The organism is Halorientalis sp. IM1011 (genome assembly GCF_001989615.1).
Taxonomy (GTDB): domain Archaea; phylum Halobacteriota; class Halobacteria; order Halobacteriales; family Haloarculaceae; genus Halorientalis.
Genome location: NZ_CP019067.1, coordinates 1,152,488 through 1,173,726, shown reverse-complemented (window position 1 = coordinate 1,173,726; position 21,239 = coordinate 1,152,488). Strand labels below are relative to the sequence as shown.

Here is a 21,239-nt window from a genome sequence, read left to right as displayed (position 1 = left end):
TACACTAAGAGTGTCCGATAACTTGAAAACCATTACGATCTCTGGAATGACGTGGTTCGTGTAGCGTCTCGGGGTCAAGTCGTTCGAGAATCTCCGATCCTCGCGATCCCGAAGACGCCGATTTTCGGACGGCCCAGTGGCACTCGCCCTGTCGGTCACGTCGTTTCGGCAGGTGTTGCTACAATCTGCCCGCTCGTGAGATGCCACCCTCGTAGGAGGCGGTTTGCAGCACCACTGAGACCGCAGTGCGAGCGTGTTGGGTTGTGGCCCCAGAAGGGGTGCGGGGCCACACACAGTGGTCGCGCTGATTCGAGATGGCAACGAGAGACATCTACGCAGATGGCTTCGACGAGGTAACGGCCGGACAGTGTCCGACCGAGGACTGTCCGGAGTGCAATGGACAGATCATCACCGACGCTGGCGAAACACGGTGTGAGCACTGTGGGTTACTCATCGAACGCGCCCGCCTCGATCGACGTGGGCCACGATCCGACGACGAGCAGTATCCGACTGTGCGGACGGGACGGCCGTTGACGAACACGCGCCACGACCGTGGGCTCTCGACGGAGATCGGCCACGAACGTGACGCGCGAGGCAACACGCTCTCGGCGCGGAAACGACGGCAACTGGCGCGGTTGCGACGCGAGCATCGGCGCGGGAAGTGGCAGTCGAAAGCCGAGCGGAATCTGGGCCATGGCTGTACCGAAATCGCGCGCATGGTCGCGGCGCTGGGTCTGGACCGGAGCATCCGTGAGCAGGCGTCGACGCTGTTCCGGACGGCACAGGATGCGGGCCTCCTCCCCGGGCGGGCCATCGAGTCGGTGGCGACGGCCTGTGTGTACACAGCCTGTCGGTGTGCACGCCAGACCCGGACGATCGATGAGTTCGTGGCCGTTTCCCGTGTCGGCCAATCACGAGTGCGGAACGCGTACCTGGTCCTGCAGCGCGAACTCGGGTTGCAGATTCCCCCACAGCAGCCGGCGGCGTTCGTCCCGAAGCTGGCGTCCGCGCTGGATATCTCACCGGAAACGCAGTGTGTCGCGACAGACATCGCCGAGCAGGCCCAGGGGCGTGGTCTTGTGTCGGGCCGACATCCGGCCGGGTTCGCAGCGGGCTGTCTGGCAGTCGCGGCACGTCAACGTGGGATCGACGTCCGGCAGGCTGATCTGGCTGATGCAGCCGACGTCTGTGCAGCCACAGTTCGGGGGCACCGCAATGTGATTTGTGAGCGATTGTTGCAGACGAAATGAGGGGGTTCTGGTCGCGCGTTTTGCTCGGCACGGCAGGCCGTTCAGTCATCTTCGAGTGTCGGCGGTGTGGAACCCCAGTCGACGGGGAGGCCGAGTCGTGTCAGCAGTGTGGGTCGTCGGAGATCGCTCGCTACGAGATCCCCTGACTCGGACAGCGGTGTGCTATTTCTGGGACATCTGGCAGCTATTCGTGGGGTTGTGGCGCGCCCCGATGGGTGGGCGCTCTCGCGAGTGCCCTGATTCGATGAATCCTCTGGAACAGTTGGAGTTCACGACCCGAGTAGCGAAGCGAGCCCAGTACGAAGCCTTCGAGTTCGCGATCAGTGACGACGGCGTCGTGGTACAGAACTGTAGTCACGAAAACCCGGCCGACCACGAGTACCTGGTGACGATCGAGGACGGACTGCCAGCCGCGTGTGAGTGTCCGGCCGATGCTCACCTCGATGGAGCGTGCAAGCATCGGGTTGCGGTGGCCATCCGGGAGCCGGTGTTAGATGCGGCAGTCGCTGGGACGGTTGCAGCGGATGGTGGGACGGCAGTCGAGGATGGGCGTGAGTCGGAGGTGTCCGACGACGACAACGACTGTGACTGTGAGGAGCTCAGAGACGACTTCCCCTGCTGGGAGTGTGTCCGGACAGGGCGGCGGGACCTCCCGGACTAATGTTTGCAGTGGCGGTGGCTCTTCTTTTTGATGTAGACCAGACCACCCACGGCCCACCGCCCCACCCTCCGCTCCGTGCTCGCTTCGCTGCGCGCGCAGCCACGACCGAATTGACAGACCTGGATTTTCCGCTATTGACTCCGGACTAAACTCAATCACTCTTCCTCAAGCAACCGTCGCAGATAGCTGACTGGGTAGATCTCCGTCGCCCCTGGCGTGTCGATCTTGATGTCCCGGGCCGGTGTGTTCTTACTGTAGGTTTTCTCGGCCCGCGGGTCCCCGTCAGCGGGATCATTGAGGGTCTCCAGCACCTCGTGGGCGTCCTTCCGCGTCAGCGTCGCCCAGATCGCCTCTTCGGGGTCGCAGGCAGCCATCTTGTCGTAGTCGGCTGGAATCGCCTCGTGGCTGTCGTTGTTCAACCGCTCGGCCTCACCGACGACCACCACGTTCCCATCAGCATCGAGACCGGCGACGTCTAGCCGACGCCGTTCGACCGATTCGACCTCCGACGCGTCGTCGTCATCACCCATGAACGATGCGGCAGGGGCCTCTCCCTCCTGCAGTTCGTAGTAGGGGACGACCTGCTCGACGGCCGACTCAGGGTCGTCCTCGAACGCGTCGACGAGATACCGCCGGAGCAACTCCACCAGCAGGACGTGCTGGGCGGACTCCTCCAGATCGCCAGCCCCGTGCCCGAACTCGACGCCGCGACTGTAACTCTCGCCGATGACGGTGCGACCCTCGGGCGCCACTGAGTACAGCTTGTGGGGTTCTTTCCCGTGGTCCCGGAGGATGCCCGCATCGACCAGCTCCAGGACGGCGTCGTACTCGATGCCGACGTACTCCCTAAGCCGGAGCATGCTATCGCGGACGAGGTCGTATTCGAGCTCGTCGAAGCGAAGCTGCTGGGCGTTGTACACTGCCTGCAGGAACAGTAGCTGTGTCACCGACCACTCGGAGGTCTCGATCTCCGCGGGCGAGAGCTTCAAACTGATCTCACAGACAGGGACGTCATCGCGGTCGATATCGACGAGTGAGTGACAGCACTCGATGGCATCCCGCATCCCGTCGATCGTCGGATCGTAACGGTTGTCACAGGCCGTACACCGGAGGCTGTGGGCGTCGGCATCGTACGCGACACATTTCGGGAGCCGCTTGGTGTGTGGCAGGAGCGAGTCGATCCGGACGTCCGGATCGGTGATCTCTGCGACCGTCGCGTCCGGGTCGGTCGTCGGGTCCGTGGGTGTCTCGTCGTCCCCATCTTCCTCCGGGGCTGGCACGGAGGCAGCGTCGGCATGCGCCAAGCCAGCCGTCTCTCGCGTCCGGTCACACACTGTCTCGAATGCATCCTCGAAGGCACTGGCTTCGCTGTCGGCTAACGGCTGGTCACCTGCCGGGTGGCCGGCTGGTGGGGACAGCGATTTCCCGAGGAAGGGACGGGGCCGTGGCTCACCAAAGGGTGCGGCGGGCTGGACGAACCACTCCCCGCGCTGGAGTGCGCTGAGCCGCCGAGCCACAGCCTGGGGATCCATGTCCTCGGTGGCGAGTACCTCGGCGAGATCCTCGGTGACCGAGACGTTGCCGACGACGGTCGTAGCCACGTCGTTGAGGGCCTCCAGATAGGTATCGGTCGTCGGATCGGACGATTTCAACTGCTCGGGGAACTGCACACCCAACAGGACGGAGAGCCCGAACGACCGGCCCTGCGACAGCAGTGTATCCATGAGTTCGGTTTCGGCGACGTCGGCGCCTTCCTCTAGGTAGAGGTTGACCAGTGGCAGATGCGCATCCGCGTCGGCAGCTTCGGTCCGGGCTTTCAGCGCCGTCCAGAGATTCGACAGCAACACCAGTGTCAGCGTCCGCTTCATCCGATCCTCCATGCCACCGAAGTCGAAGATGACGACGCGGTCCTCGTTGAGCAGCTCCCCGAAATCGAACGTCGACTCGCCCGCGTCTGGTGTGTGGTTGAACACCGACGCGAGGCGCTCGTCGGTGGCGATCGTGTCGACGCGACCGACGGCCCCACCCAGTACCTTCTGGAAGACCTCGCGGTCGCGCTCGACCAGGTTGCCGAAGTACTCCTCCAGCCCGTCGTTCGTGACGGTTGGTGGGGCTTCCATCTCCATCGTCCGGCGCAGGGATGCATAGAGGTCGTCGTGTCCGTACGTCTCCTCGCCGTGGACGGGGTCGAACAGGGCCTTGACGTGGTTGCGAATGACCTTCGGTGCGTCGACGGCCCGGGTGTACCGGTCGGCGCCCATCAGTCCCTTGAGAATCTCCTCGTACTGCCCGGCTACCCGAGCTGTCGCCTCGTCGTGGGCGATCCCGGCCTCGCGCAGCGCCCGAATATCGAAAAACGACAGGGCCGGCAACACCTCCGTACAGTCGAAGTAGCGGACGTCGTCCAGGTCACCGTGTCGCGCGTAGTGGGCTCGCAGGTACTCTTCGGCAGTGCCCCCACCCTTCGAATCGATGAGGATGTCCAGGCCAGCGGTGGCGTCGACGTTCGTGAGCATCGCCCGCTCGACGAGAATGGACTTGCCCGACCCGGTCTTCCCGCCGACGACGATATGGCGATCTTGCTCCGCTGGCGGGAGCGAGAGTGGCTGTCCGTATGGGTCACGGTCGTGGGTCAGCGGCATACACAACGACATGCCTGGGCCCATGTAGTGGGCCAACAGGTCCGGTGCGGGCAACGACACCCCAGTCCGCTCCCGTGCCCGGGTCCCGAGGGCCCGTTTGCCGTCCGGTGTGAGTCCGTCCCCGCCGAGGAGCGAGAAGTTCGGCAGTTCCGGTGGGCCCACGACGAGCCCACGGCTGGTGGCCGGAACAGTCGGCAGCCGTGTCTGGGGATCCGTGTACGTCGCCGGGTAGACCGTGCGATCGACGAGGTCCTGGAAGATCTGTGAGCCCGGTGGCTGGCGGTTCGCGGGATGGAGTTCGTCGTCCGTCCGGAGATGGCCTCGAACCTCGTGAAACCGAGTGCCGACGTGGCCGAAGACGCTGGTCAGCTCACGCGCTATGCTGTTGGCGACGGCCGGCTCAGTTCGGGTGAGGACGACTGCCCGTGCCGAGAGCAGCAGTGACCGCGTCGGATCGCGGTCCGAGATCGCGTCGATGCGTGCTTGTTCCTCTGGGGATGGCTCGTACGCCCGTTTCTCTTCGCGAGTGCGAGGAAAGATGGCATCGAGGAGCCACTGATTTCCCTCCTGCAGGTCCTGGAGGTAGGAGTGTTGATCGCCCGTCCAGTCGGCGCAGGACCGACAGACAGCCTGGTAGATGACGGGTTCGTCGGCCTCGCGCATCGTTTCGATCAGGGTCGCCAGCGGGACGCGCCGGGATTCACGCCGGTCCTGGTCGCGGTGCTGGCGTGTGGACTGACTGTCGTCGACGATCTCCTCGAAGGGGACCAGCGGTGCCTGCCAGTCGGACCGACGCTTCGCGCGGCCACGATATTCGACGCCTGCAACGTACGGGCGAGCCGGTGTGATTGCCGGATGGGGATGGCAGTCCTGGGGTGTGGTCGCGACCGGCAGTTGTTCGTAGATCTGGCGTGGGTGCCATGCGACCTCCCGCAGTTCGTAGGAGTCCGGGAGCGCCGTTCGGAGCACGTGTTTGACGTCCGGGAGAAAATCCTGGTCGTCCGTCCCGACGAAATACCGGATCTGTGCATCCGAACGGCCGTCACTGACGAGCAGCCACTCGACGTGGGGCCGTTGCACGGAGCGTGTTAGGGTGTGCCAGAGCCCGTCCTGGCTCGCCTCCTGCAACGCCGTGACGAGAATATCGACGCCCTGCGCGACGGTCCGGGGATCCAGCGGCGTATCGGTCGGCCGAATCTCGATATACGGCCGTGTCTGTGGCTCGTCTCGGACTGCTGGCAGCGGCCGGTCAGTTGACCCTGGCCCTGTGGCGGAGTGCTCACTGGTGGTCGAAGCGCCTGCCTGTGCTGTCGTCTGGAGGGATGGGAGGTCCAGTCGCGGGAACACGTACTACCGACCTCGTGGGTTGGTTTCTCTCCTCACCGACTGGATTAAATTGTTTTGGCACTCGTTCAAACTTGGTCGCGAGAAATGTTCCCTGCCCCGCCGTGTGCGAGTCAGGTGAGTACCGTCTTACTCAATCCCGTTCGATCAAGCCGTAGTCGAGAAGTGTCGACCGGAACTCCGATTTATCTGTGAATTCGGACTCTGGCCCTGCCTCGAGGATATGGGCTTCTGAATGCAGCGGGATTGTGGTTGCACTGACGATCGACTTCGACGCCAGATCTGACCCGATCGCCTCGATCAGGATGTCTGTGATATTTTCTGGCGGTTCTTCGATATCGAAGATATACGTGTGGTCCTGAAAGGACGGTTCGGCCGCGAACGTGTCCTTTAGCTGGTCAATGTCGTCTCGCAGTGCGGGTTTAAAGTGATCCTCGACCCGGTACCGCCATACCTCGAACTCTCCCCACGTGGCCGACCAGGAGTGCGCATACGTGTCTTCGATCCTCCAATATGTCGTCAAAGTGGACATCATCAGCTTTGGCTCTTGAGAGGACTTGAACATCCCACATACGAGTTCTTGTTTTTCAGGTTGTTAGTTGCACCGAACCAACTGGTAAATTCCTCTATTGCGTCAGAAATCAGCATCAGGGTCTACCACGCTCCCCAACCTCTGGACAGACGCCATTCTCGTTTTGTTTAGGGCCGTCCCGTCTGATGACCGGACCTTTAACTCGGTCGGACCGGGACTGATTCGTAATGACGACGCCGAGGCGGGTACAGTTCGTCCAGGGACAGGTGGCCTGGATGGTGACGGGACTGTGCCTCCTCGTGATACTCGGTGCGTTGACGCTCGAACTCTTCTTCGTCGTCTCGCTGATCGGCTTTCTCGTCGTCGTCGAACTCACCGCACCGTTCAACGTGACGCCGCGCTGGCGGTCGCGGCTGAAATGGATCGTCGCCGTCGGCCTGCTGGTGTTCGCAGCGGTCGTCGTCAGACGCATCCTCGAGATCCTCCCGCCGGGGGTGGTCGGATGAGCACACCCTGGTACCGACTGGGCTTGGCCGTCTTCGCCGTCGTCGTCGCGACGGCCGTCGTGTTCGCCGGGTCGACTTCGACGGCGGCGTACGCCCCGCACAACCCGTCGTGGGATGGCACGTCGGAACTACGTGCCCAGACCGAATCGGCCGGTGCCGAGTGGGACCTCGCGAGGGCGACTGCAGCCTACGGGTCCGTGGATCCGGACGGGACCGTCGCCGTCGTCCTCTCCCCGGACCGTGAGTACGGGACCGACGAGGCCGCCGCGGTCCGGTCGTTCGTCCGGGACGGGGGAACGCTCGTCGTGGCCGAGGACTACGGTTCCAACGGAAACGAACTCCTCGACGCCGTGAACGCCTCGGCGCGCGTCGACGGCCGGTCGTTGCGCGACGAGCGCAACTACTACCGGTCGCCGGCGCTGGTGGACGCGACCAACGTGTCCGACGAGCTGGCAGCGGACGGCGTCGAGTCGCTCACGCTCAACCACGGCACGGCCGTGCATCCCAACGGGTCGACCGTCCTCGTCGCAACGTCGCCGTACGGCTATCTGGACGGGAACCAAAATGGCGAACTCGACGACAGCGAGTCGCTCCGGTCGCACCCGGTCGCCACGAGCGAATCCGTTGGCGAGGGCCGGGTCGTCGTCGTCGGCGACCCGAGCGTCTTCATCAACGCGATGCAGGAACGGGAGGGGAACAGTGCGTTCGTCCGAACGCTGGTCGACGAGGACGACCGCGTGCTCGTAGACATTTCACACGGTGAGCCGGTGCCGCCGCTGGCGATGGCCGTGCTGGTGCTCCGGGAGACACCGCTCGCGCAACTGCTGGTCGGCACGAGTGCGATCTTCGCCCTCGCGGTGTGGACGACCCGGCCGTCGCTGCTCGAAAGGGGCCGGACGCGTCTCGCCCGACTGCGCGGCCACCGACCGGCATTCGAGGACGACGGTGTCGTCTCCCGCGAGGCGGTGCTGGAACACGTCGCGGCCCGTCACCCGGAGTGGGACCGCGACCGGGTCGAACGGCTGGTCGACACCGATCTCGACGCGTCCCCGGGCGACCGGGACGACTGACGGGAGGCGACTGCGGGGCGACGACCGGGTGACGGGACGGCGACCGCGACGTCCGTTCGAGCAGATACGTTTTTACGTCGCGTCCGAAATGTACCTGTAATGGTCCACCCCGAGGAGTTATACGCGACGCTCGAGTCGGAGGTCGGGAACGTGCTCGTCGGGAACGAGACGATCGTCGAGGGGCTGACGGTGGCGTTACTGACCCGGGGACACGTGCTTCTCGAAGGCGTTCCCGGCGTGGCGAAGACGACGGTCGCGAACCTCTTCGCGACTGCGACGGGACTGGAGTACACGCGCATCCAGATGACGCCCGACGTCTTGCCCGCGGACGTGACGGGAACCCACATCTACCGCGAGGGGACCGGTGAATTCGACCTCCAGCGGGGGCCGGTGTTCGCGAACATCGTCGTCGCCGACGAGATCAATCGGGCGACGCCCAAGACCCAGAGCGCGCTGCTCGAAGCCATGGAAGAGGAGACGGTCACCATCGACGGCGACACGTTCGCGCTGCCGTCGCCCTTCATGGTCGTCGCGACGCAGAACCCCCTGGAGTTCGAGGGGGTCTACGAGCTGCCCGAAGCCCAGCGCGACCGATTCATGTTCAAGCTCCGGGTAGACCTGCCGGACGAGAGCGACGAACTGGCGATGCTCGACCGGTTCGACGACGACCCGGAACTGGGGCCGTCGTCGGTCTCGACCGTCGCGTCGGCGTCGGCCATCGAATCGGCGCGTGAGATCGTGGCCGAGATCTACGTCCACGATTCCATCAAACAGTACATCCGGGACATGGTGGCGGCCACGCGCGAACATCCGGATCTGGAGTTCGGTGGCTCGCCGCGGGCGACGCTGGCGTTGCTCGACGGCTCGAAGGCCCGGGCGGCGATCCACGGCCGCGAGTACGTCATCCCCGACGACGTGAAAGCGCTCACCGACAACGTCCTCGGCCACCGGGTCATTCTGCAGGCCGAAGCGGAGTTGAGTAACCGATCGACGACCACCGTCGTCACGGACGCCGTCGAGTCGGTGTCACCGCCGGGCACGGAGGACCTCGAAGGACCGCGTGCGACCGCGGTCACGGACGGGGACGGGTAGCTCTCAGCGGGTACGCGGTCCCGCCGGTCACGCTGTCTCCGTGTCCGCGACTCCGGATTCGTCGTCGACGTCGACCGCCTCGGGATCCCACGAGCAGACGACCAGCGACTCCTCTTCGTCTCGGTCGCCCGTTTCCTCCTCGATTTCCACGGGCACGTCGAGCGTTCGCGCCAGGCCGCAGGCCGCAAAGGACGCGACGGGGTGGTCGATTCCGTCGACCGGCCCGTAGGCGCTCCCGGTCACTTCGAGCGCGAGCCGTCCCGCCTCGCGGTCGACGTCGGTCGTCGCGCTATCGACCAGTTCGTGGACCTCGACGAGTGCGTCCGCGATCTGGGCCGCCAGGTCGACGGGATCGGTGGCCGGGTCGGCGGCGCTCGCTCGCTCGAACTCCTCGTAGAGGCCGTCGCCGGTGGGCGAGAGGCAGACGCCGCGACGCCGGTCGTCGGCGGCGACGACGACGGTGCGTTCGAGGTCGGCCCCCTCGGGGACTGCGTACGCGCCGTGCTGGGGGAGGAAGAGCCTGACCCGGTCGGCGTCCGTCGGGACGTAGACGCCGGTCTCCTGCAGGTCCAGGTCCGCGACGAGGCCGGCCATCGAGTCGGCGAAGGCGTCGTAGACGCGCTGGCCGACGGAGGCGGCGATGAACCGCTCGGGGGTCAGGAAGTAGATCAGGACGGCGACGAAGAGCCCGGTGCCCGCGAGCGCGAAGAGGACGTCCCGGGTGCCGGGGAACAGGAGAGCGCCGACGAGGGCGAGCAGTCCGAGGCCGGCGAAGCCGAGCCCGGTCCGGTGATACTCCTGCTTGCGCGCACGGCGGTACTCCTCGCGCAGTCGCCGGTTCTCCTCGGCGAGGTAGGCGGCCCGCGCCGCGAGCGCCTCGTCATCGTCCCCGGCCGCTGTCGGCTCGTCGGCGGCGCCCTCGTAGCCGTCGGACTCGGTGCTCACGATCGAACCCTCCCGAGGCCGACGAGTTCGTAGCGGTGGCCGAGATACGCCGCCGTGGCGATGGCGCCGAGGACCACGGCCGCCGTCAGTCCCGTGCGGTTCCAGGTCGTCTGCGTCCACCAGGCGAGGCCGCCGAACGCGAGTGCGGCGACCGGTGTCGCGGCGACAATCGGCCAGTCGGTCCGCGAGCGGTGCGGAGGCGTGACCAGGACGGCGAACAGGGCGACTTCCACGAGGACGAACTGGGGGTCGCCGATGCGTCCGGCGCTCGCGACGAGGGCGACCTGCCCCATCGCGAAGGCGAACTGTGGGGTCGTCGCGACCCAGACGGCGAGGAGCGCGACGCCACCTGCGGCCCCCAGCGGGCCGCCGACCCAGTACAGCGCCCACGCGGCCACGACGGCGACGAAGAACCCGGCGACCAGCGAGTACGCGCCGGGACGGCCGAGTCGGTCGGTGACGTCGGCAGGCACGACGCCGTTCATCGCTTGGCCCTCCGTCTACTCGCCGTGTTCGACAGCGTCTCGACGCGCTCGCGCGGGCCGACCTCGTAGACTCGTGTCCCCCGACGACTGCCGCCGCTCAGGCTGCGACGGAACTCCTCGAAGCGAACGTAGCGGTGGTAGGCGTCGTCGAGGTCCTCGATTCCGGTGGTCTCGAACAGCACGGACGGCGTGAGGAAGACGACGGCCTGCTCCCCGTTGTGCTGGGCGGCCTCGACCGTCTCCCGCAACTCGTCCCGGCGGGTGTCGTCGGTCAGCACTATCGTGACGACGGTGCCCCGCAGTCGCGCGAGCTCCTGCGTGAGCGTCTCGTGGAGGGACGTCTCCCTGCCGGTCTCCTCCGTCGGTCCCGGCTCGTCGAAGAACGGGCCGAGCGCGCTCGCGAAGGGGGAGTCGTCAGATTCCAGACGGGCGGCCGCGGTGCGGGCGTCGATCCGGGCGCGCTGGGGCGTCCGACGTGTCTTCCCGGTCGATGACGCGCTCGCGTCGGTGACGGGGTCGAGGCTGCGGACGAGCGAGTGGAGCCAGGCGTAGTGGGTCGAATCCGCGCTGGGTCGCTCACGGTGGGTCAGGCCCTCGGAGCCGACGGCGACGAGGCCGACCGGGTCGTTCGTCTTCTGGGCTGCGTGGAGCGTCCCGAGCGCCACCTGTCGGGCGTAGTCGAGTTTCGTCTCGCCCGGGGGACCGTCGGCCATCGAGGGCCGGCGGTCGACCACCAGGAGCCATCGGATGTCGACTTTCGACTCGTACTCGACGACGTGGGGCTCGCCGAGTCGCGCGGTCGCGTTCCAGTCGATCCGGTCGGCGTCGTCGCCCGACACGTACTGCCTGACGTTCGAGAGTTCGAGGCCGCTCCCCCACTGGCCGGCCGCGTGTTTCCCAAAGGGAGCCGCGAAGCGGTCGCCACCCTCGCCGACGTGGACGTCGGTCGGGCCGCGGGGGCCGACTGTCGCCGAGACTGCTCCGCCCGTCGTGAACTCCGAGCTGAACAGCGGGGAGGTGACGGTCACCGTGGGCGACCCAAACTGGGTCTCGCCGACGACCTGCGGCGTGACGGTGAACGCGGTAGCGGCGTCGGACTCGTCCGCGTCGAGGACGGTCGTCCGGTCGCTCCGTTCGGGGCCGGCCACCCCCGCAGGTGCGGCGGCGGTGACCGAGACGGACCGCCTGGTCGGACCCGTCCGTTCGACGGTGAGCGAGAGCGTCAGGTCGTCGCCGACGGCGAGTCGCACGGGCGCGACGGTCTGGTCGACGGCCAGCGTCTCCTGAAGCGCGTGGACGTCGCGGACGAAACTCGCCTGTGCGGCGACGAGCCACGCGCCGAGGCCGACGGTACCGACGAGTAACTGCGGGCGGTCGAGGACGGCCGCACCGGCTGCGAGGAGGGCCGCCAGGGCGACGGTCCCCCACCAGCGGCGCGTGGGTTCCATGTCCGCCGGATGAATGGGCGCGCAATTGAAGGTTCTGGATGCGACAGGGGGCGATCCGGCGATCATATCACAGTAAACTGGTAAGAAATAATAGTCCCGTCCGCTAACGGCCGGTAACAGTGAGACGCTTCGGAGTTGCGGTCGCGGCGGTGCTGCTCGTCGCCACCTGCTGGTGGGTCCCCGGCGCCCTCACGGCGTCGGAATCCCAGGGTGGGACGGCCATCGCCGAGGTGGGGGCCGCGGGGGACACGACGGTCGGTGCGGCGGCGGACGGCTGGCGCGCGCCGGTCGGCGTCGCCGCGGCGCAGGAATCGGACGGTGACGACAACGAGTCGACGAGACACGAGGACCCGGACGAGGCGGGGTCGGAGGGCGACCTCGAGGCGGTGTCGCGCTGGTTGCAGGGCGAACTCGCCGACCGGCTCGGGGGCAGTGCGATCAACCTGAGCCAGGGGCAGTACGAGCAGGCGTCGGAGATTCTGGGCGACGGGTACGACGAGCGACTCGACCAGTTCGTCGACGTGGCCGGCGAGACCGACGGCGACGAGGACGACGAGCAGGCCGAGACGTACGGCCAAGCACAGGAGAACCAGTCGTCGTTTGTCGACGCAGTCGAACGGTATCGCGAGGGGTTCGAACGATACCGCGAGGCGAGGGAGCAGGGGAACGCCACACGCGCGCGGATGGTGGCCCGGACTCTCAGGGAGCCGGCACAGCGCATCCGGGACAACGGCTCCTCGCTGCGGCGGCTCTACGGCCGACTCTCGGAGTCGCCGAACGCGGATCTGTCCGAGGCGACCACGACCATCGAGCGACTCCAGGAGAACGTCAGCAGCCAGCAGTCGGCGATCGAGGCGGCCGTGTTCGTCGGCACGTCGCTGACGGTCGAGGCCGGCAACGGGACCGCCTCGTTCGACGATCCGCTGACGATCACGGGACGGCTCGCGACCGAGAACGGGACGGCGGTCGCCGACCACCGGACGCGGTTCACCGTGGCCGGCCGGTCCGTGACGACGACGACCGACGCCGACGGCCGGTTCTCCTTCGAGTTTCGCCCGACGACGCAACCGGTCGGGTCACAGTCGCTTGACGTGGCGTTCGCGCCCGCCGACGCGTCGCGCTACCTGCGCTCGACCGACACCGTCGACGCGACGATCGAACCGGTCGAACCGTCGGTGACGGTCACCCCGGAACCGACGACGGTGAGTTTCGCGGACGATCTCACCGTCACCGGGCGGGTCGGTGCCGATGGGGTCGGCGCGCCCGACGTGCCCGTCGAAGTGACGCTCGGCGACGAGCGCCTGGGCGTCGTGAGGACCGACGCGGACGGCGGGTTTCGGCTGAACGCGACGGTGCCGGCGACCGTGCTCGACGGCTCCCGGACGGTGGCGGCCCGCGTCGCGCAGGACGACCGGGCGCTGACCGCGGCGGGCGAGGCCGCGACGGTGACGGTCGAGTCCACGCCGACGTCGCTCTCGCTCGACGCCGAGTCGAACGGCACCGAGTCGGTGGACGTGGACGGGACGCTCCGGACGGCCGAGGGCAGGGCCGTCCCCGAACAGCGGCTCAGGGTGCTCGTGGACGGGAGCGTCGCGACGACGGTACGGACCGACGGGGACGGGCGGTTCGCGGCGACGGCGTCGGTCCCCGGCACCCCGACGGCGGCGAACGGGACCGCGTCGGTGTCGGTCGTCTACCAGGCTGACGGGACGAACCTCGAGGCCTCACGGGCGAACGCGACCGTGACGCTCGGACCGGCCGAGCAGGACGGGGGCGGGGTCGGTGGCGACGGTGCTGGTGGCGACGGCGGCGACGACGGGACGGGGTCACTCCTTTCCGGCTGGCTTCTCCCGATCGTCGCCGTGGTCCTGCTGGTCCTGGTAGCGCTCGGTGGAGCGGCCGCGTACCTCTGGCGAGAACGGGAAGCAGGGGACGGGTCGGACGACGACCCGATCGTCGTCGCGAACGCGGTGGACACCGAGGAACCCAGCGAGAACGGGGCGGACACCGAGTCGACCGGGGACGCGTCACCGCTGGCCGCGGCACGGGAGCGGTTCGACGAGGGTGAGACGGACGCGGCCGTGATGGCTGCGTACGCGGCCGTGCGGGACGCGCTCGCAGCCGAGCACGACGTCCCCGCGGACGGCACGCACCGTGAGGTGTACGCGGCCGTGACGGATGCGCTGGACGAGAGCGACCGCACGGAACTGGAGCAGGTGATCGACAGCTACGAGCGGGCGGCGTTCGCGCAGTCGCCGGTCCCGACCGACCGGGCCGAGCGGACGCTCGACCGGGCGGCCACCATCCTCGAAGACCGCGAGGCGGCCGGCAACTGAGGGGGTCCTGTCGCCCTCGTAACCGGTCGCTTTTTCAGTTCGTCCGAGCAACAGTCACGCCAATGTCGCGTTCCGGGACCTGGTGGCTCATGCTCCCGCGGCCAGTACGGCGGCTACCGGCCGACCTGGCGGCCGTCGTCGCGCTGGTGGTCCTGACACTGCTCTCGGTCACCGTCCCGGGCGTTCGCGAGACGCCGCTGCGGGTGGTGGTCGGGCTCCCCTTCGTGCTCTTCTGTCCGGGCTACGCGCTGCTGGCAGCGCTCTTCCCCGAGGCGTCGACGCCGGTCGACGACGAGGACGCCCGGGAGAGCGGCATCGACGGCCTCGAGCGTGTGGCACTCTCCTTCGGCCTGAGTATCGCCGTCGTCCCACTGCTCGGACTGGCGCTGAACTTCACGCCGTGGGGCATCCGCCTCCTGCCCGTCGCGCTGGCCGTGGGGGCCGTGACCACGGGCTCGGTCGTGCTCGCCGCCGTGCGTCGGTGGGCGCTGCCCCCCGAGGAGCGGTTCAGCGTGCCCTACCGGTCGTGGGTGGCGGCGGGGCGTCGGGAGCTGTTCGAGCCCGCTTCGCGGGCGGACGCGGCGCTGAACGTCCTGCTGGTGGTGGCTCTTCTGCTGGCCGTCTCGACCGTCGGGTACGCCGTGCTGGTCCCCTCGGACGGCGAGCGGTTCACCGAGTTCTACCTCCTGACCGAGAACGAAGACGGCGATCGGGTCGCAGACGGCTACCCGCAGAACTTCACGGTGGGTGAGAGCCAGTCGGTGATCGTCGGCGTCGGCAACCACGAACACGAGCCGACGCGTTATGCGGTGGTGGTCCAGCTCCAGCGGGTCGAGACGGTGAACAACTCGACACGGGTGCTGGACCGCGAGGAGATCGACCGGTTCACCACGCCCGAAATCGCGGCGAACGAGAGCTGGCAACAGCGCCGGTCGATCGACCCGACGATGACCGGCGAGCGGTTGCGCCTGCAGTACCTGCTGTACAGGGGCTCAGCCCCCGAGGACGCCTCCGAGGCCACGGCCTACCGGGACCTGCATCTCTGGGTGAACGTGACTCGGTGAGGGGCGGTGGGGGCCGTCGTCGGGCGGTCGTTACGCAGAGTCGACGGCGCGGCGGTAAACGGATTCGGCCTGCTCCGCGACGGCGTCCCAGTCGAATAGCTCGGCTCGTTCCGTCGGGTCGGTTGCCGGGCGTTCGCCCGAGAGGGCCGATCGGAGCGCGCTGGCGACGCCGTCGACCGTCGGCTCGGCCAGCAGGCCGGCGTCGCCGATGACCTCGTCGGCGGCCGAGTCCGGGTGGTCGGCACCGACGACGAGACAGTCCGCGGCCATCGCCTCCGCGTAGGTGATGCCGAACCCCTCTCGCGTGGAGGGCGAGGCGAACACGTCTGCGACGCGCATGTGTCCGAGGACGTCTTCGTACTCCTCGAGGAAGCCGAGGAACGTGATCCGATCCGCGGTGTCGAGGTCGTCCGCGAGGTGCTGCAGGCGCTCGCGCTCCGGGCCGTCGCCGACGATGCCCAGCGTGGCGTCGTGGTCGGTCGCGACCGCGTCGAAGGCTTCCAGGAGGACGTCCACGCGCTTGTCCTCGATCAACCGGCCGGCGAAGAGGACGTCGAACCCGGGCTCGCCGTCCGCTCGCCAGGAATCCTCGGGGAGGGGTGCGCCCCGGATCTGCTCGACGTCGATGCCGTTCGGGACGACATCGATCTCGCTGCGGGCCGGCCCCATCGTCGCGAGGCTGTCGGCGGTGACGCCCGAGACGGCGATCGGGTGCTGGGGGACCCGGGCCGTGACGCGCTCGACGAGTTTCCCGCCGGGGGCCAGCCGGCCGAGGTAGTCGTCCCAGTAGTCGCCCCAGACCTCGTGCCAGGTCGTGACCAGCGGCGTGTCACCGGGGAGCGTCGCGAGTTCTGCGGATAGGACCGGAAAGTAGGGGAAGACAGAGGCCACGACGAGGTCGTGCTCGTCGATATGCCGCCGGAGCGTCGGGAGCAGGCGGACCGAGAAGTCGATCGCCTCTGTGATCGAGCGCCGTCCCTCGTCCTCGTAGAGTTCGGCCTCTGGCGCTGCGGCGCGGAGGGTCATCCCTTCGTGGGTCATCTCCTTCGGCCCATCCCAGAAGTGCCGGCCGTAGACGGTGACGTCGTGGCCCTCTTCGGCGAGGCGTGTCCCGATCTCGTGGACGCGCTTCTGTGCGCCGCCAGTGACGAAGGGATATACCACATTACTTACAAAACATACGTTCATCGACAGATGTCTGTATACTCTCCCGACAACTCCTTGAACGCTCTGCTTTCGTAATGGGAAGGACGTGACCGTATCTCAGTCCGTGATCTTCTCCGGGAGGGAAACCATGAACTTCCGGTCATACTCCGGTGGTGTTCAACCGCCGAACGTCGTCGAGGAATACGTCAATGGTTCTGTAGAGGCTGTTGTCGCTGATGAAACTGGTAACATGACGACGATCAGTTAGCGACAGACTCTCTTGCTCTCCGATATGCGCTGGCTGACCCCGTCTTCAGGTGGTTGCTTAGAAAAACTAAAAGGGTCCAACATGTACATCTAACACGTGGATCAGCGATTCAAAATAGGGGCCATTTGCGCTTCTCTGACTTTCGGAACGGGGGTTTTCTATACCCATATCTCCGGGACACTCTTTCCAGGGCTGCCGCTCGGACTTGCTGTAGCTGTGTGTGCGCTGGTGGCCGGCAGTTTCGGGTCGCGGGCATCAGCGGTCGCAGGGGTCGTAGCGATTGCAATCCTAGCCGCCGCTGCGCGGGTATTTGGATATCTCTTCCCTCCAAGCATGATGTTTTTTGACCCAGATGCGTACGCGGTCCGCAGCCAGATCATCGCCATCACTGGAGACCTAAGTGCGATCGCTCCAGACTTTTACGGAGCAGCAGCTGCGTTTCATGTTTTCGGTGCGGAGGTGATGCTCATTACAGGATTGCCCGTTGATCTGGCATATGCTGTCTTTCCATTCCTCGTGGGCCTCGTATTCGTTCTGTTCGCAGCAATTCTGTCTCGCCGCCTGACGTCCGATTCGGACGCTCCGATTATCGCCGCAAGTGTGGCCGCTGTCGGTGCATCTTCACTATTCTTTGGGATGGCTCCAACCCCTCTGGCGGTGGCGGCAATTTATCTCACTGGTTCTGTGGTGATACTGATGACAAATATCAATCGTCAGTTAGATTTGCAGTATATTCTCCCACTGGGGCTTTTCCTGCTGGCCGGCGCAGTTACGCACAAAATCCCGGTGATGTTGTTCGCTGGCATTGGTGCTGTCCTTGTCGGATATTCGGCCGTACTTCATTGGATAGGTATCCACCGCTCCCCTGGCACGATGTGGATTGTTGCAGCACTTGGAATTGCCGCATTAGCCCTTCAGTGGATCTATCTCCTGGGATACTCTGAAAGGGCAGTTCTAAAGATATTCTCGATAGTTGGCCTCTCTGAACTACCGATATCGTTCGAGGTAGTCCAACCTGCAGCGGCGACGGTGGTTGAATCTCCCCTTATTGTCTCATTGCTTCGCCAACTCTATCTACCGGCCACTGTTGGGGCTGGCGGGATCGTCGGACTGGTTTTATTCCGGCGGTATGACGACAGTCGCGTCCGGCTTCTCCAGGCGGCCGCAGGAGTGACTGTTTCCGCTGCACTTCTGGGCTTAGTCGGATCGGGACTTGGATACCAGAGAGTCTACATGTATGGGGCTGTCTTCGTTGCAACGCTCATCGGTGTTGGATTGGCGCGGCTTTTACACTCCGGCCGGGTCAGCACTCGTACTGTTGCAGCTGGATTCCTGCTGGTGATTCTGTTAGCGAATCCCCTCAGCTCGACGGCTATGCCGGATTATCCGGACACACCGCGTCTATACCTCTCCGCAGAAGAGGTCGAGGGAAAGCAGTTCGCCAACCACAGAATTGATCAAACTGGTTATATGGACTTGTATTACGGCGACGAGGCAGTCGACTTTAAACAGGCTGCTCGTGGCGGGATACATCACCAGAAGACCGTTCCCAATCCTCTCTGGCATCCGGGATTGTTGAACAACGAGCTGATAAATGGAACGTTGCTCAACTACGAGTACCAGTATATTGCATATAGAACCGATGTCGAGGTTTGGCGTCTCAGAGGCAATTGGTATCGGCTGAGGTGGGAACCAGAACAGACCCTCAACGCGAATACCTCTTACCAGAGGGTCTACGATAATGGCGGGGTCACGATCCATGCCAGAAAGTAATCCAAGTCGACAACTCGAACGTTGATCGCGAGTTCTCTGGCCGGTGGGCTTTTCTTTACCTAGACAATTGCCCGCATCCTCACCATTGATCAAGTTTTTGTCTGGACAGGCGAGGACATGGTCGTCTTGTCAGACGTCCTTCTCGTAGCACAGGCGTTACTTCTGGGCTTACCTCTCCTCGGTGCGGGATTGGCCGTTATTCTCGAACCCCGGCTCAGATTCTGGTACCACGACCGATCCTAATAAGTTCGCGCAAATCACGTAACACATATACTGCATGGTCTATTCTGTGAATATAATGCATGGGGACTGGGAGAATGTCGCCCTCCTCTCCTTCGACGCCCTCCGGGCGGACCACCTCGGCTGTTACGGCTACGAGCGTGACACGTCCCCCGTGCTCGACGAACTCGCCGAGGAGTGTCTCCGGTTCGAGAACGCCTACAGTGCGAGTTCCCACACTCGCGAAGCTGTGCCGGCCATCCTCACCGGCGAGTATCCCGACACGGCGATCGACGCGAAGTACCACCTCGTGACGGAAACGATCGCCTCGGACCTGTCGAACGAGGGCTTCGCGACTGGCGGCTTCCACTCGAACCCGTTCGTGTCGCGGGCCTACGGTTTCGACCGGGGATTCGCTGAGTTCGACGACGACCTCCACTTCGGGAGCAACAAACTGGTGGCGCTGGCCCAGCGGCTGCTGGACAAACTGCGGAACCGCCACTACGCCCGCGCCGACGAGATCAATAAGCGGTCGATTTCCTGGGTGGAATCGCTGGACGACGAACCGTTCTTCCTGTGGAATCACTACATGGACACCCACGGCCCGTACGAACCGCCGGGTGAGTACCGCGAGCGGTACGGTCGCGGTGGGGTGTCCGACAAACGCGCGCAGTCGCTGTACCAGCGGGCCATCGACGATCCCGAGTCGATCACCGACGAGGAACGGCAGCTGTTGATCGACTGCTACGACGCCGAGATCGCGTACAACGACGCGCAAGTCGGCGAGTTTCTGGACGAATTGGAATCCCGTGGCGTGCTGGAGGAGTCACTGTTGATCGTGACTGCCGACCACGGAGACGCCTTTGGGGAACACGACTACTACGAACACCCGCGCTACCTCCACGACGAAATCACGAAGGTGCCGCTGTTCGTTCGCCCGCCAGGGGGCGCGGATGGGGACGTGGTCTCGACGCCGGTCAGTACGCTCGACGTCGCGGCGACGATCGGTGACGCCGTGGGTGTGGACCGAGAGTACGTCGGCGCGTCGCTGTTCGACGTATCTGGTAATCGGTCCGTGTTCCAGCAGGCTCGCGGTGAGGACGAGCACGCGCACGTTCGCCGGTACGCGGTGCGTTCCGAGAGTGGTGTGTGTTTCTGCAAACGGGACACTGAAACCGGGTCCCTGGAGTTCGGCGACTGTTCGGACCGGTCGTTACGTGAGGAGCTAGAGGCACACGTCGACGAGCGGATTCGTGCGGAGAACGGAGGGGCCAGTGGTGACGACTCCGAGGTTGACGAAGAGATCGACCGGCGGCTGAGTGCGCTGGGGTACAAGGAATGATACGAGTAGGGGTGAATGCAAGAACATTCTCTGTCTCAGAGCCAGGGGGGGCAGTTCAAACTGCTATAAATCAAACAAAAGAACTCGAAAAGAACGATGAGATTGACCTTGCTATTTTAGGTCACGACTCAGTAGCTGAATTATTTCCTGAAGAAGAACTCATATCTGACTATTTTTTCAGAGACAGTCAGGTCTTTGGCATTCTGTGGGAGCGAATTTTTCTCCCGAGGTTAATAGAGAAGTACGATATCGATCTCTTGTACTGTCCCAATGGAAACGCCCCACTTACAGAAATTGATGCGTCTGTTGTAGTGTGCACCCATGACATGAATGCACTGAGAGGCATGTCAAGTCCGACTCACCGGTTATATCGAACCATTACCTTACCTCGAGGACTACAATTAGCGGATGCTATAGTGACGGTTTCAGAGTTCTCGAAATCCGAGATAGAACGGATAATTTCTGTTGACAGGAGCAAAATCTCGGTCGTACCAAATGGAGTCTCTGATGACTATCTGTATTCGTCATTAGAATCTCCGGTAGATCTCCCAGATGATTACATATTATATGTAGGGTCACTCAACCCCCGGAAGAATATTAGTGGTATACTGGAGAGTTATCGCATACTCCGGGAAAACTACGGCGTTCCACATAAACTTGTGATAATTGGCCCTGGAAACAAGTCGATATTTCAAGACTTCACTATTGGAGAGTCCTCCCAAATTGTGACTCCGGGGTATCTTACCCAGCCTGAACTTAAATATGCCTATAAGAATGCAGATATCTTCCTCTATCCGTCGAAATATGAGGGGTTTGGCCTTCCTCCGCTAGAGGCAATGACCCAAATGACACCCGTTGTTGCTTCTAGTGCTGCGGCCCTACCGGAGGTTCTGGGTGATTGTGCACTATTTCCGGATCCAGATCGTCCCGAACAAATCGCAGAGGGAGTCTGGAAGGTACTGAACGATCATGAACTCAAGACTGAATTGACGGAATGTGGTGAGGAATTAGTAGAAAAGTACAGCTGGGAACGGGCTGGTAATCGCCTTGTGAACGTATTTACTAATGTTGAGGGAAGGTAAATTACTTCTATCAGAACCGTAATAACTATAAAAA

16 protein-coding genes are annotated in these 21,239 nt (G+C 64.4%); 10 read left to right on the top strand and 6 right to left on the bottom strand.

Annotation, left to right across the window (positions count from 1 at the left end):
- Positions 1-314: 314 nt before the first annotated feature.
- Both BV210_RS05880 and BV210_RS05875 read left to right on the top strand, forming a co-directional pair.
- Positions 315-1,250, top strand: coding sequence for a transcription initiation factor IIB family protein (locus tag BV210_RS05880; protein ID WP_077205736.1), 936 nt, complete (start codon positions 315-317; stop codon positions 1,248-1,250).
- Positions 1,251-1,494: 244 nt separating this feature from the next.
- Positions 1,495-1,911 (top strand): SWIM zinc finger family protein, encoded by a 417-nt coding sequence (locus BV210_RS05875; protein ID WP_077205735.1) that lies wholly within the window; start codon positions 1,495-1,497, stop codon positions 1,909-1,911.
- Positions 1,912-2,066: 155 nt separating this feature from the next.
- On the opposite strand, the gene BV210_RS05870 is transcribed toward BV210_RS05875, so the two are convergent.
- On the bottom strand, positions 2,067-5,900 hold the full coding sequence (locus BV210_RS05870; RefSeq protein WP_157525878.1) for an ATP-binding protein: 3,834 nt from the start codon (positions 5,898-5,900) through the stop codon (positions 2,067-2,069).
- Between the two features lie 130 nt (positions 5,901-6,030).
- Positions 6,031-6,429, bottom strand: coding sequence for a hypothetical protein (locus BV210_RS05865; RefSeq protein WP_157525876.1), 399 nt, complete (start codon positions 6,427-6,429; stop codon positions 6,031-6,033).
- Between the two features lie 227 nt (positions 6,430-6,656).
- Between BV210_RS05865 and BV210_RS05860 the strand changes: the two genes are divergently transcribed.
- The 3 genes from BV210_RS05860 to BV210_RS05850 all read left to right on the top strand — a co-directional run bounded on the left by BV210_RS05860 (position 6,657) and on the right by BV210_RS05850 (position 9,097).
- Positions 6,657-6,935, top strand: a complete 279-nt coding sequence (locus BV210_RS05860; RefSeq protein WP_077205733.1) for a hypothetical protein — start codon at positions 6,657-6,659, stop codon at positions 6,933-6,935.
- Positions 6,932-8,005, top strand: a complete 1,074-nt coding sequence (locus tag BV210_RS05855) for a DUF4350 domain-containing protein (RefSeq protein WP_077205732.1) — start codon at positions 6,932-6,934, stop codon at positions 8,003-8,005. The genes BV210_RS05860 and BV210_RS05855 overlap by 4 nt, the downstream gene beginning before the upstream one ends.
- Positions 8,006-8,104: 99 nt before the next feature.
- Complete coding sequence (locus BV210_RS05850; protein WP_077205731.1) at positions 8,105-9,097, top strand: MoxR family ATPase; 993 nt, start codon at positions 8,105-8,107, stop codon at positions 9,095-9,097.
- A 27-nt stretch (positions 9,098-9,124) separates the two neighbouring features.
- Here the strand turns inward: BV210_RS05850 and BV210_RS05845 are convergent, their stop codons facing one another.
- Genes BV210_RS05845 through BV210_RS05835 form a run of 3 tightly spaced genes read right to left on the bottom strand, consistent with a single transcriptional unit; the run spans position 9,125 to position 11,975 of the window.
- Positions 9,125-10,042, bottom strand: a complete 918-nt coding sequence (locus BV210_RS05845) for a hypothetical protein (RefSeq protein ID WP_077205730.1) — start codon at positions 10,040-10,042, stop codon at positions 9,125-9,127.
- Positions 10,039-10,527, bottom strand: coding sequence for a hypothetical protein (locus BV210_RS05840; RefSeq protein ID WP_077205729.1), 489 nt, complete (start codon positions 10,525-10,527; stop codon positions 10,039-10,041). The genes BV210_RS05845 and BV210_RS05840 overlap by 4 nt, the downstream gene beginning before the upstream one ends.
- A complete protein-coding gene (locus BV210_RS05835) occupies positions 10,524-11,975 on the bottom strand; it encodes a DUF58 domain-containing protein (RefSeq protein ID WP_077205728.1) in 1,452 nt (483 codons plus the stop codon). The genes BV210_RS05840 and BV210_RS05835 overlap by 4 nt, the downstream gene beginning before the upstream one ends.
- Positions 11,976-12,094: 119 nt before the next feature.
- Between BV210_RS05835 and BV210_RS05830 the strand changes: the two genes are divergently transcribed.
- Entirely contained in the window at positions 12,095-14,311 is a 2,217-nt protein-coding gene (locus tag BV210_RS05830; RefSeq protein WP_157525874.1) for a hypothetical protein, read from the top strand.
- Positions 14,312-14,373: 62 nt separating this feature from the next.
- Positions 14,374-15,375: a DUF1616 domain-containing protein gene (locus tag BV210_RS05825; RefSeq protein WP_077205726.1), complete on the top strand. Its 1,002-nt coding sequence runs from the start codon at positions 14,374-14,376 to the stop codon at positions 15,373-15,375.
- A 30-nt stretch (positions 15,376-15,405) separates the two neighbouring features.
- Here the strand turns inward: BV210_RS05825 and BV210_RS05820 are convergent, their stop codons facing one another.
- Positions 15,406-16,563 carry a glycosyltransferase family 4 protein gene (locus BV210_RS05820; RefSeq protein WP_077205725.1) on the bottom strand — a complete coding sequence of 386 codons (1,158 nt, stop codon included), beginning with the start codon at positions 16,561-16,563 and terminating at the stop codon, positions 15,406-15,408.
- A 322-nt stretch (positions 16,564-16,885) separates the two neighbouring features.
- On the opposite strand from BV210_RS05820, the gene BV210_RS05815 reads away from it, so the two are divergent.
- From BV210_RS05815 to BV210_RS05805, 3 genes are all read left to right on the top strand, one after another.
- The gene (locus BV210_RS05815) at positions 16,886-18,562 is read left to right on the top strand and encodes a hypothetical protein (protein WP_157525872.1); all 1,677 of its coding nucleotides are present in this window, start codon (positions 16,886-16,888) and stop codon (positions 18,560-18,562) included.
- 298 nt (positions 18,563-18,860) lie between these two features.
- Positions 18,861-20,123: a sulfatase gene (locus tag BV210_RS05810; protein ID WP_077205723.1), complete on the top strand. Its 1,263-nt coding sequence runs from the start codon at positions 18,861-18,863 to the stop codon at positions 20,121-20,123.
- Complete coding sequence (locus tag BV210_RS05805; protein WP_077205722.1) at positions 20,120-21,205, top strand: glycosyltransferase family 1 protein; 1,086 nt, start codon at positions 20,120-20,122, stop codon at positions 21,203-21,205. The genes BV210_RS05810 and BV210_RS05805 overlap by 4 nt, the downstream gene beginning before the upstream one ends.
- The last annotated feature ends 34 nt before the right edge of the window (positions 21,206-21,239 follow it).

Coding starts and splice junctions, on each gene's coding strand:
- BV210_RS05880 (WP_077205736.1), top strand. CDS start 315: ATGGCAACGAGAGACATCTACGCAGATGGCTTCGACGAGGTAACGGCC.
- BV210_RS05875 (WP_077205735.1), top strand. CDS start 1,495: ATGAATCCTCTGGAACAGTTGGAGTTCACGACCCGAGTAGCGAAGCGA.
- BV210_RS05865 (WP_157525876.1), bottom strand. CDS start 6,429: ATGTCCACTTTGACGACATATTGGAGGATCGAAGACACGTATGCGCAC.
- BV210_RS05860 (WP_077205733.1), top strand. CDS start 6,657: ATGACGACGCCGAGGCGGGTACAGTTCGTCCAGGGACAGGTGGCCTGG.
- BV210_RS05855 (WP_077205732.1), top strand. CDS start 6,932: ATGAGCACACCCTGGTACCGACTGGGCTTGGCCGTCTTCGCCGTCGTC.
- BV210_RS05850 (WP_077205731.1), top strand. CDS start 8,105: ATGGTCCACCCCGAGGAGTTATACGCGACGCTCGAGTCGGAGGTCGGG.
- BV210_RS05840 (WP_077205729.1), bottom strand. CDS start 10,527: ATGAACGGCGTCGTGCCTGCCGACGTCACCGACCGACTCGGCCGTCCC.
- BV210_RS05835 (WP_077205728.1), bottom strand. CDS start 11,975: ATGGAACCCACGCGCCGCTGGTGGGGGACCGTCGCCCTGGCGGCCCTC.
- BV210_RS05825 (WP_077205726.1), top strand. CDS start 14,374: ATGTCGCGTTCCGGGACCTGGTGGCTCATGCTCCCGCGGCCAGTACGG.
- BV210_RS05820 (WP_077205725.1), bottom strand. CDS start 16,563: ATGAACGTATGTTTTGTAAGTAATGTGGTATATCCCTTCGTCACTGGC.
- BV210_RS05810 (WP_077205723.1), top strand. CDS start 18,861: ATGCATGGGGACTGGGAGAATGTCGCCCTCCTCTCCTTCGACGCCCTC.
- BV210_RS05805 (WP_077205722.1), top strand. CDS start 20,120: ATGATACGAGTAGGGGTGAATGCAAGAACATTCTCTGTCTCAGAGCCA.